Source organism: Micromonospora sonchi, assembly GCF_014646235.1.
GTDB classification, from domain to species: domain Bacteria; phylum Actinomycetota; class Actinomycetes; order Mycobacteriales; family Micromonosporaceae; genus Micromonospora; species Micromonospora sonchi.
The window spans coordinates 1-10,697 of sequence record NZ_BMNB01000058.1; the positions used below are offsets into that span (position 1 = coordinate 1).

11 protein-coding genes are annotated in these 10,697 nt (G+C 71.3%); 10 read left to right on the plus strand and 1 reads right to left on the minus strand.

Annotated features, from left to right (window positions below):
* On the minus strand, positions 1 to 704 hold a 704-nt coding region (locus IEY61_RS30370), incomplete at its 3' end, for an SAM-dependent methyltransferase (protein WP_189050686.1).
* Between the two features lie 113 nt (positions 705 to 817).
* Here IEY61_RS30370 and IEY61_RS30375 point away from each other — a divergent pair.
* From IEY61_RS30375 to IEY61_RS30420, 10 genes are all read left to right on the plus strand, one after another.
* Entirely contained in the window at positions 818 to 1,777 is a 960-nt protein-coding gene (locus IEY61_RS30375; protein ID WP_189050688.1) for a Rossmann-like and DUF2520 domain-containing protein, read from the plus strand.
* A gap of 38 nt (positions 1,778 to 1,815) precedes the next feature.
* Positions 1,816 to 2,664, plus strand: coding sequence for a pantoate--beta-alanine ligase (gene panC, locus IEY61_RS30380; RefSeq protein WP_189050710.1), 849 nt, complete (start codon positions 1,816 to 1,818; stop codon positions 2,662 to 2,664).
* A gap of 32 nt (positions 2,665 to 2,696) precedes the next feature.
* Positions 2,697 to 3,116: an aspartate 1-decarboxylase gene (gene panD / locus IEY61_RS30385; protein ID WP_189050698.1), complete on the plus strand. Its 420-nt coding sequence runs from the start codon at positions 2,697 to 2,699 to the stop codon at positions 3,114 to 3,116.
* 156 nt (positions 3,117 to 3,272) lie between these two features.
* Entirely contained in the window at positions 3,273 to 4,169 is an 897-nt protein-coding gene (locus IEY61_RS30390; protein ID WP_189050700.1) for a septum formation family protein, read from the plus strand.
* A 62-nt stretch (positions 4,170 to 4,231) separates the two neighbouring features.
* Positions 4,232 to 5,926, plus strand: coding sequence for an L-aspartate oxidase (locus tag IEY61_RS30395; RefSeq protein WP_189050702.1), 1,695 nt, complete (start codon positions 4,232 to 4,234; stop codon positions 5,924 to 5,926).
* A gap of 156 nt (positions 5,927 to 6,082) precedes the next feature.
* Positions 6,083 to 7,036, plus strand: a complete 954-nt coding sequence (gene nadC / locus IEY61_RS30400; RefSeq protein WP_373293247.1) for a carboxylating nicotinate-nucleotide diphosphorylase — start codon at positions 6,083 to 6,085, stop codon at positions 7,034 to 7,036.
* 9 nt (positions 7,037 to 7,045) lie between these two features.
* The gene (locus IEY61_RS30405) at positions 7,046 to 7,804 is read left to right on the plus strand and encodes a type III pantothenate kinase (RefSeq protein ID WP_189050704.1); all 759 of its coding nucleotides are present in this window, start codon (positions 7,046 to 7,048) and stop codon (positions 7,802 to 7,804) included.
* A 268-nt stretch (positions 7,805 to 8,072) separates the two neighbouring features.
* Positions 8,073 to 9,581 carry a lysine--tRNA ligase gene (gene lysS, locus IEY61_RS30410; protein ID WP_189050706.1) on the plus strand — a complete coding sequence of 503 codons (1,509 nt, stop codon included), beginning with the start codon at positions 8,073 to 8,075 and terminating at the stop codon, positions 9,579 to 9,581.
* A gap of 115 nt (positions 9,582 to 9,696) precedes the next feature.
* Positions 9,697 to 10,047 carry a histone-like nucleoid-structuring protein Lsr2 gene (locus IEY61_RS30415; RefSeq protein ID WP_189050708.1) on the plus strand — a complete coding sequence of 117 codons (351 nt, stop codon included), beginning with the start codon at positions 9,697 to 9,699 and terminating at the stop codon, positions 10,045 to 10,047.
* Positions 10,048 to 10,570: 523 nt separating this feature from the next.
* Positions 10,571 to 10,697, plus strand: a 127-nt coding sequence (locus IEY61_RS30420; RefSeq protein ID WP_146605600.1) for a Clp protease N-terminal domain-containing protein, incomplete at its 3' end; no start/stop codon positions are given.

Consider the following 10,697-nt stretch of genomic DNA (forward strand, 5'->3'; position numbering starts at 1 on the left):
CAGCCCGACCGGCTCCGGGCGGTCAGGCTTGATCCCTGCGCCGGTCGGGCGGCCCGGAAACCCGACCCGGTCGAGGCCGGACCGTTCGTCACCGGTTCGGCCGCGATCAGTTCCTCCTCGGGCGGCAGCGCATCCGGGCCGCCGTCGACGGGCAGGGGCCACCACTTGTCCAGCCATTCGGCGTCCTCTGGGCTGACTTGATCACCTGTCGTCTCGGCTCGGGTGGTGGGGTCGACGAGGATGTAGCGCCAGCAGTCGCCGGTGTGTGTGGCGACGTTCAGGGGGACGTTGTCGAGCCATTCGGTGGCCAGGAGCAGGCCGGTGATGTTGGCGGGGATCTCGTGCACCCACGCGATGTGCTCGGGGAGGTCGTCGGGGCGGGGCGCGAGTTCGACGGCGGTGAACCGTACCCGCTCCGCGAGCGGAACCACCGCGACCGGCGTGGACCGCGGCTCCCCGGAAACCCCTGCGGACAGCGCGCGAAGAAGCTCCCCCCGCCCCGCCCCCACATCGACCACGTCGAACCGGGCGGGAAAGCCGAGGGCGCCGTCGAGCTGGTCGATCAACCGGAGCAGAGCGGAGGCGAAGACCGGGGAGGCGTGCACGCTGGTACGGAAGTGCGCCGCCGGTCCGGCACCGGAGACGAAAAAGCCCGAGGGCCCGTAGAGCGCCTGCTCCATCGCGTCCCGCCAGGGCAGATGCATCGGATGGTCCCCTCCGGTCGCTGGTGAACGATTTCACACATCCTTGTTTCGGATCCGTGCCAGCGACGCATACTTGCCCCGACCGGTACCCATCTCGAGGACTGGATCGTGACATGAGCGCACCGCTGTGCACCCACCCGGCCGCCCGTCGGCCCGCGACCGTGCCGGTGAGCCCGGTCGCCACCCGCACGACGCTCACCGTCGGCATCATCGGCGCCGGCCGGGTCGGTGCCACCCTGGGCGCCGCACTGGCGGCCGCCGGCCACCGGGTGGTCGCCGCCAGCGGGCTTTCCGGGGCGTCCCGGGCCCGGCTGGCGTTGCTGCTACCCACCGTTTCCCGCCGTCCGGCCGTGGCGGTGGCGCGGGCCGCCACCGATCTGCTGTTGATCGCCGTACCGGATGACGCGCTCGCGGGCGTGGTCGCCGGGCTGGCCGCCGACGGCGCGCTGCGTCCGGGCCAGGTGGTCGCGCACACTTCCGGGGCGCACGGTTTGGCGGTGCTGGCCCCGGCCGCCGCGGCCGGTGCGCGCCCATTGGCGCTGCACCCCGCGATGACCTTCACCGGTACGCCCGACGACCTCGGCCGGCTGCCCGGCATCTCGTACGGAGTGACGGCCCCGGCGGAACTGCGTCCGCTGGCTGCCCGGCTGGTGGTCGAACTCGGCGGTGTGCCCGAGTGGATCGAGGAGAACGATCGCTCGCTCTACCACGCGGCGCTGACGCACGGCGCCAACCACCTGGTGACCCTGGTGAACGAGGCGGCCGACCGGCTGCGCGACGCCGGAGTGGGGGAGCCGGAGAAGGTGCTCGCCCCGCTGCTGCGCGCCGCCCTGGAGAACGCCCTGCGCCTCGGTGACGACGCGCTGACCGGCCCGGTCTCCCGGGGCGACGCGGGCACCGTCGAGCGACACCTGGCGCGGCTCGCCGCCGCGGCGCCCGAGTCGGTCGCCCCCTACCTGGCCCTGGCACGACGCACCGCCGATCGGGCGGTGGCGGCCGGCCGGCTGCGACCGATGGACGCGGAGCCACTGCTCGGCGTCCTGCACCGGGACCACACGGAGGTGGCGGCATGACCGCTGCAGAAGCACGTGACACCCAGCGCACACCGGTCGTGCCGGAGCTGGTGCACACCCGAGCCGAGCTGGCCCGGGCCCGGATGGCGCTCACCGGCACGGTGGGCGTGGTGATGACCATGGGCGCCCTGCACGAGGGGCACGAGACGCTGCTGCGGGCCGCCCGCGAGCGCGCCGACCACGTGATCGTCACGATCTTCGTGAACCCGTTGCAGTTCGGGCCGAACGAGGACTTCGACCGGTACCCGCGTACCCTCGATGCGGATCTTGAGCTGTGCCGGCGGGCCGGCGCGGACCTGGTCTTCGCTCCCACGGCGGCGGACATGTACCCCGACGGTGAGCCGACCGTGCGGGTCGAGCCGGGGCAGCTCGGCGAGGACCTGGAGGGGTTGAGCCGGCCGGGCTTCTTCCACGGGGTGCTCACCGTGGTGCTGAAGCTGCTCCAGCTCACCCGGCCCGACCTGGCCTTCTTCGGCGAGAAGGACTACCAGCAGCTGACCCTGGTCCGGCGGATGTGCCGGGACCTGGACGTGCCGGTCGAGGTGGTCGGGGTACCCACCGCCCGGGAGCCGGACGGATTGGCCCGATCCAGCCGCAACCGCTACCTCTCCGCCGGCGAGCGGGAGGTGGCGCTGCGCCTGTCCCGGGCGTTGCGCGCCGGTGTCGAGGCCGCCGAGGCGGGCCGCGACGCCGGGGCCGTGCTGACCGCCGCGCACGCCTGTTTCGGTGCCGGCGAGCCCGGTGCCCGACTCGACTACCTGGTCCTCACCGATTCCGACCTGGCGCCGGGGCCGGTCCGTGGTCCGGCCCGGCTGCTCGTCGCCGCCTGGGTGGGCGGTACCCGACTGATCGACAACGCCCCGGTCCGGCTCGACCCGACCCGCTGACCTTCCGACCCGTACGTGCGAAAGGCGTCTCGATGTACCGCACCATGCTGAAGTCCAAGATCCACCGAGCCACGGTGACCCAGGCGGACCTGCACTACGTGGGCTCGGTGACCGTCGACGAGGATCTGCTCGACGCCGCCGACCTGCTGCCGGGCGAGCAGGTGGCGATCGTGGACATCACCAACGGAGCCCGGTTGGAGACGTACGTGATCCCGGGGCGGCGGGGCAGCGGCGTGATCGGCATCAACGGCGCCGCCGCGCACCTGGTGCACCCGGGCGACCTGGTCATCCTGATCTCGTACGGGCAGATGGACGACGTCGAGGCACGCACGTACCGCCCGCGGGTGGTGCACGTCGACGCCGACAACAAGGTCGTCGAGTTGAACGCCGACCCGTCCACCGCCGCTCCCAACACCGCCGGCACCCCCCTCCCCAACCCGCTTTCCGTGTAAGGAAGGGCCCCTTTTTAACGCCTCGTGCATAGGAGGGGCCCCCTCTTAACACCTGCCGCACCGTGCGCCGCGATTCCGGTCTGTCACCGGAAGGTCATTTCTGGTTACTCTGAAGGTGCCGTCGGGAGACGGTCGCTGGCTGGGGGAGGCGGCGTCATGCAGCGTGCGACGAGAAGCCTGATCGCGGCCCTCGCGGTGGGAGCGCTGCTCGCCGGGTGCGCCGGAACCGGCGGGCTCGACGGCGACCTGGTCGACGACTGGGCGGTGTTGCCGCCGCCCGGCCCGTTCACCCCGGCTGTCGAGGTGTGTCACGAGGCGGACTTCGCCGACGTGGTTCCCGTCGCGGCCTACGCGCCGGTCGACTGTGCCGTACCGCATCGGGTGGAGACCGTACACGTGGGTTCCTTCGCGGGCGGGCGGAGCGAGCCGCCAGCGAGCGCGTCGACCGAGATGCGCACGGCGTTCGCCGACTGCGACACCCGGGCCACCGGCTACGTCGGCGACAACTGGCGGGCCGGGCGGCTGCGCCTGGCGGTGGCGGTGCCCTCCGGGCCGGGCTGGGCGGCCGGGTCGCGGTGGTACCGCTGCGACCTGCTGGAAGTCACCACCGCCGACGTGGGAGCCAAGGTCGTGATGCGCACCGGCTCGCTGCGCGACGCCCTTCGTGTGCCCTCGGCGCTACGCCTGGGTTGCCAGCAGACGCGTACCGACCGCAATGGGGTGGTGCAGGCGCTAATCCCGGTGGACTGCGCCGAGCGCCACGACGCCGAGTTCGCGGGGGTGTGGGCCTCACCCGACCGGCCGTACCCGAAGCGTGGCGTCGACTGGGCTGCGGTCTACGCCGGCTGCCGATCCGTCCTCGCCCGGTACGCGCGCGTACCGGACGACGCCCACCTGGTGTTCCGCAGCGACGTGGTGGTGCGTCCGCCCGGCGCCGGGCGGTGGCGGGCCGGTGACCGGGGGGTCCGCTGCTACCTGTGGCTCAGCGACCGGGCCGTGACCGGGTCGCTCAGGGACGCCGGTCGAGCCGGCCTGCCGTTGCGGACGAAGTAGCGGGAACCACTCGTCCCGCCCCGGCCGCCCGAGCGGAGATCCCTTCGGGTTGACTGTCAGGTATGGAGTCACCGACCAGCGGACTGCCGGTAGTGCCGAACCTGCTGGCCGCCCCGGCGCCCGGCTGGGTGGAGAGCACCGACGTGATCGTGGTCGGCTCCGGGGTCGCCGGACTGACCGCCGCGCTGCACCTGCGCGAGGCCGGACTGCACGTCACCGTGGTCACCAAGGTCAGCATCGATGAGGGGTCGACCCGTTGGGCGCAGGGCGGCGTCGCCGCGGTACTCGACCCGGCGGACACCCCCCGGATGCATGCCTCCGACACCGAGATCGCCGGGGTCGGCCTCTGCGACCCTGCGGCGGTACGCGTCCTGGTGGAGGAGGGCCCGACCCGGTTGCGGGAGCTGATGCGCCTCGGTGCCGAGTTCGATCGTCATCCCGACGGTTCGCTGATGCTCACCCGGGAGGGCGGGCACCGGGCCGATCGCATCGTGCATGCCGGTGGTGACGCGACCGGGGCGGAGATCCAGCGGGCCCTGCATGAGGCGGTTCGCCGCGACCCTTGGATCCGTCTTGTCGAGCACGCGCTGGTGCTGGATCTGCTCCGCGCTCCGGGCGACGGCCCCGACGGGCTCGGCCCGGCGTGCGGGGTGACCCTGCACGTCCTCGGTGAGGGCAGCGAGGACGGGGTCGGTGCGCTGCTGGCCCGGGCGGTGGTGCTGGCCACCGGCGGGATGGGCCAGATCTTCGCGGCGACCACCAATCCTGCGGTCTCCACCGGCGACGGGGTGGCGCTGGCCATGCGTGCCGGCGCGGCAGTCACCGACGTGGAGTTCGTGCAGTTCCACCCGACCGCGTTGATCGTGCCGGAACAGGCCCGCGTGCCGGGCGCCGGCCATGCCCAGCAGCCGCTGGTGTCGGAGGCATTGCGAGGCGAGGGCGCACACCTGGTGGACGCTGACGGCAAGCGGTTCATGCTCGGCCAGCACGAACTGGCCGAACTGGCGCCGCGCGACGTGGTGGCCAAGGGCATCCACCGCGTACTGCTGGCCACCGGTGCCGAACACGTTCACCTCGATGCCCGCCACCTCGGCGGTACCTTCCTGGCCCGGCGTTTCCCCACCATCGTCGCCTCGTGCCGGGCGATCGGGGTCGACCCGGGTGAGGACCTGATCCCGGTCGCGCCGGCCGCGCACTACGCCTCCGGCGGGGTCCGCACCGACCTGCACGGCCGGACGTCCATTCCCGGGCTGTACGCGTGCGGTGAGGTCGCCTGCACCGGCGTCCATGGTGCGAACCGGCTGGCCAGCAACTCGCTGCTGGAAGGGCTGGTCTTCTCCCGGCGGATCGCCGAGCACATCGCGTCCGGTCTGCCCGAGCAGGCCCGCCCGGCGGAAACCGGGGCGTGGCGTGGGGGCGCGGGCTGGGTGGTGCCGGCGGCGACCACGCCGAGCCTGCAGCGGGCGATGACCCGTGGCGCCGGGGTGCTCCGCTCGTCCGCGACCCTCGACGCGACAGCGGCCGAACTGGTCGAACTGGGCACCGGGCGGGGCACCCCCCGCACCGCCGACTGGGAGGCGACGAATCTGCTCACGGTGGCGGCGGCGCTGGTCACCGCCGCGTACGCCAGGCGGGAGACCCGGGGCTGCCACTGGCGGGAGGACTTCCCCACGGCCGACGAACGGTGGCGCGGCCACCTGGTCGGCGCGATCGGGGCACACGGCCGGTTGACCACCTGCTGGGAGGAGACCCCATGAGCGAGCGTCAGCGAGCGAATCATCGGTGCGGTGCGGTGGTGCCTCATGGCGGCGCGGAGCGTAGCGGAGTGCCGGCATGAGCAGGCGTCAGCGAGCGAATCATCGGTGCGGTGCGGTGGTGCCTCATGGCGGCGCGGAGCGTAGCGGAGTGCCGGCATGAGCAGGCGTCAGCGAGCGGATCAGTGGTGCCTGACGGCGGAGCGGCAGCGGGGGCTGCGCGAGGTCGGGCTGGACCCGGACCAGGTGCGCCGGATCATCGAGACCGCCCTGGTCGAGGATCTCGGCCCGGAACTGCTCGACGTCACCAGCGTGGCGACCATTCCGGCGGCACAGACCGACACCGCCGACGTGGTGGCCCGGGCCGACGGCGTGGTGGCCGGGCTGGGCGTCGCCGCAGCCGTCTTCGAGCTGGCTGCCCAGCTGACCGGGATGGTTCGTACGCTCGAGGTGTCGGTGCTGGCCCGCGACGGTGCGCGGGTGGCCCGCGGTGACGTGCTCGCCACGGTGACCGGCCCCACCCGGGTGCTGCTGACCGCCGAGCGGACCGCACTCAACCTGCTCTGCCGGATGTCCGGCGTGGCCACCCACACCCGGGCCTGGGCGGACGCGTTGGCCGGCAGCAAGGCGATGGTCCTCGACACCCGCAAGACCACTCCGGGCCTGCGCGCGCTGGAGAAGTACGCGGTCCGGGCGGGCGGCGGCACGAACAAGCGGATGGGCCTGCACGACGTCGCCATGATCAAGGACAACCACAAGTTCGCCGCGGGCGGCGTCGCCGCCGCCTACCGGCGGGTCCGGGAGGCCTTCCCCGACGTGCTGGTGCAGGTGGAGGTGGACACGCTCGCCGAGGCGGTGGAGGCGGTCGAGGCCGGGGCGACGTTCCTCCTGCTGGACAACATGCCTCCGGCGATGCTCGCCGACGTGGTGGCGGCGGTCGGCGACCGGGCCGAGCTCGAGGCGACCGGTGGGCTGACCCTGGCCGACGCCGCGGCGGTGGGCGCGACCGGCGTCGACTTCCTCTCCGTCGGGGCGCTGACCCACTCCTCGCCGATCCTGGACATCGCCTTGGACCTGCGTACACCAGTGAGCGGGGCGCAGCCGGCCGTCTAGGCTGCGGGCGTGCTGCTCTGCATCGACATCGGGAACACCAACACCGTGCTGGCGACCTTCGACGGCGACAAGCTGGTGCACTCCTGGCGAATCAAGACCGACGCCCGCTCGACCGCCGACGAGCTGGGCCTGAAGTTCCGAGGGCTGCTCGCCGGGGACGCTGTCGAGATCACCGGTGTCGCCGCCTGCTCGACCGTACCGGCCGCCCTGCGTTCGCTGCGGACCATGCTGACCCGCTACTACGGCAAACTGCCGAGCGTGATCGTGGAGCCCGGAGTACGCACCGGGGTGCAGTTGGCCATCGACAACCCGAAGGAGGTCGGTTCCGACCGGGTGGTGAACACCCTGGCCGCGTACACCCTCTACGGCGGGCCGTCGATCGTGGTCGACTTCGGCACCACCACGAACTTCGACGTGATCAGTGATCGGGGTGAGTTCCTCGGCGGGGCGTTCGCGCCGGGCATCGAGATCTCCTTCGACGCGCTCGCCGCCCGCGCCGCCCAGCTGCGCAAGGTCGAGGCGACCAGACCCCGGTCGGTGATCGGCAAGAACACCGTCGAGTGCCTCCAGGCGGGGCTGTACTTCGGCTTCGCCGGGCAGGTGGACCGGATCGTCGAGCGGATGGCGGGCGAGATGGGGGAGCTGAAGGCCGTGATCGCCACCGGCGGACTGGCGCCGCTGGTGCTCAACGAATGCCGGACGATCACGCACCACGAGCCAATGATCACGTTGATCGGGCTGCGCATGGTGTATGAGCGGAATCTGTGACGCTGTTGGGATGGGGGTTTCCGGGCCGCCCGACCGGCTCCGGGCGGTCAGGCTTGATCCCTGCGCCGGTCGGGCGGCCCGGAAACCCTCGGTGGGCCAGCGCCACCCGTCCGTTGCGGGGTGGTCTGGGGTGGCTGGGCCACGCCGAATGAGAGGGCATGGGTGGGGTTGGTCATGACGGGCGGGTTATCCGGTAACGGCCGGCTGGGGGCTTGAGTACGCTCGGGGGCCTGTCCCCACCCGAATTCTCCCGCCGAGGAAGCGTGCCGTGACCCAGCAGAGCCCCGTGCCAGTCGACCCCGCCGACGATCTTCCCGAGCAGATGAAGATCCGCCGGGAGAAGCGGGAGCGGATGCTCGCCGACGGCGTCGAGCCGTACCCGGTCAGCTACCCGCGTACCAACACGCTGGCGCAGGTGCGGGAGCGCTACGCGGATCTGCCCACCGACACCGCGACCGGCGATCGCGTCTCGGTCACCGGTCGGGTGATCTTCGTACGGAACACCGGCAAGCTCTGCTTCGCCACCCTGCGGGACGGTGACGGCACCGAGATCCAGGCGATGCTCTCGCTTGATCGCGTCGGTGCGGAGCGGCTGGAGGACTGGAAGCGCCTGGTCGACCTGGGTGACCTCGTGGGCGTGACCGGCGAGGTGATCACCAGCCGTCGGGGCGAGCTGTCGGTCCTGGCCGAGCAGTGGGCCGTCACGGCCAAGGCGCTGCGTCCGCTGCCGGTGGCGCACAAGCCGCTCGGCGAGGAGGCCCGGGTCCGGCAGCGCTACGTCGACCTGATCGTGCGTCCGCAGGCACGCCAGATGGTCCGCACCCGGGCCACGGTGGTGCGCAGCCTGCGCGATTCACTGCACGGGCAGGGCTTCATCGAGGTGGAGACTCCGATGCTCCAGTTGCTGCACGGTGGAGCGGCGGCCCGCCCTTTCGTGACCCACAGCAATGCACTCGACACTGAACTGTATCTGCGAATCGCGCCGGAACTGTTTCTCAAGCGCGCAGTGGTCGGCGGCGTCGAGCGAGTCTTCGAGATCAACCGCAACTTCCGTAATGAGGGCATCGACTCTTCGCACTCGCCCGAGTTCGCGATGCTTGAGGCGTACCAGGCGTACGGCGACTACAACATCATGGCCGAGCTGACGCGGAATCTTGTCCAGCAGGCGGCGCTCGCGGTCGGTGGCTCGACGGTGGTGACCCACGCCGACGGTCGCGAGTTCGACCTGGGCGGTGAGTGGCGTTCGGTGAGCCTGTTCGGCGTGCTTTCCGAGGCGCTCGGCGAGGAGGTCACGGTCCACACCGAACGGGTCCGCCTGGTCGAGTACGCGGACAAGGTGGGCGTGGCGGCCGATCCCAAGTGGGGGCCGGGCAAGCTGGCCGAGGAGCTGTTCGAGGAGTTGGTCGTACCGGGGCTGGAGGCGCCCACCTTCGTGCGGGACTACCCGGAGGAGACCAGCCCGCTCACCCGGGGACATCGCAATGAGCCGGGCCTGACCGAGAAGTGGGACCTGTACGTGCTCGGGTTCGAGCTGGGCACCGCGTATTCGGAGCTGGTCGACCCGGTCGTGCAGCGGGAACGGCTGGTCGCCCAGGCGCAGTTGGCCGCCCGCGGCGACGACGAGGCGATGCGGCTGGACGAGGACTTTCTCCGGGCGATGGAGTACGGAATGCCGCCGGCCGGTGGCATGGGAATGGGAATCGACCGGCTCCTGATGGCACTGACCGGCCTCGGAATTCGGGAAACCATCCTCTTCCCGTTGGTGCGCCCTGAGTAGTCGGCGGGAAACTTGAGCGGCTCGTTACCGCATCCTATTGACGCGGCAAGCATCGCACAGGTTATTCTGCTCTCGCAGTCGGCAGTAGTAGCCCTGCTGGAAAGGAATGTGGGACGTGGCCAAGCAGATTATTCACAAGCTGGTCGATGACCTGGACGGCGGGGACGCGGACGAGACCGTCAAGTTCGCGCTCGACGGCGTCCAGTACGAGATCGACCTGTCGAGTTCGAACGCCGAGAAATTGCGCGACGTATTTGCCCAGTACATCGCCCACGGCAGCAAGGTCGGCCGGGGTGGTGTGGTCGTGGGCGGTCGTGCCGCCCGCGGTCGAGGTGGTGCCACCGCCGACCGGGAGCAGAACAAGGCCATCCGGGCCTGGGCGCGCAAGGCCGGCAAGGACATCTCCGACCGGGGCCGGATCCCGCAGGAGATCGTCGACGAGTACCACGCCAAGGCCGGTCACTGACTCGGCGCTGATTCCAGCGTGCCGGCCCGGGTGCACCCGGGCCGGCATCGTCGTCTCTGGGCCGGGACGCATCCTTCGTCCCGTTGCGGTGGCCCCGACCGATTCCGGTGCCCGCCTGCATCGCCAGCACCGGCCCCGTCCGGGGTCGGGTCGGAACTTTTTTCATGCGGCGGGCGTTATCCACAGCCGGTGGATGTCTTGTCCACAGCCTGTGGACAGCGTCAGCGGGACGCCGTCCACCCGCCGGGACCCTTCCGTGCGCCGTCCCGGCGGCCTGCGGCTGCCGACCGGAATTTCGCTCTGCGCGTACAGCCACCACCCCCGGAACAGCCGCTGAGCGTGGATGGTTGTGCAAAACGACGCGTATCGGGCCTCGGGCACAGACACACGAGGTCAGCCGAGTCGGTTCGCGGCGATAGAGTAATGAGGCGCGGACGCCCGTCCCGGGCGCTCGCGCACCGGCCCCGCCGAGAGTCTTGACCACCAAGATCGAGTGCGCACGGCACGTGAGGAGCACGAGGGCATGTTCGAGCGGTTCACCGACCGAGCGCGACGGGTTGTCGTCCTGGCCCAGGAAGAGGCCCGGATGCTCAACCACAACTACATCGGTACGGAACACATTTTGTTGGGCCTGATCCATGAGGGTGAGG

Coding starts and splice junctions, on each gene's coding strand:
- IEY61_RS30395 (WP_189050702.1), top strand. CDS start 4,232: ATGGAGTCACCGACCAGCGGACTGCCGGTAGTGCCGAACCTGCTGGCC.
- IEY61_RS30390 (WP_189050700.1), top strand. CDS start 3,273: ATGCAGCGTGCGACGAGAAGCCTGATCGCGGCCCTCGCGGTGGGAGCG.
- panD (WP_189050698.1), top strand. CDS start 2,697: ATGTACCGCACCATGCTGAAGTCCAAGATCCACCGAGCCACGGTGACC.
- IEY61_RS30375 (WP_189050688.1), top strand. CDS start 818: ATGAGCGCACCGCTGTGCACCCACCCGGCCGCCCGTCGGCCCGCGACC.
- nadC (WP_373293247.1), top strand. CDS start 6,083: ATGAGCAGGCGTCAGCGAGCGGATCAGTGGTGCCTGACGGCGGAGCGG.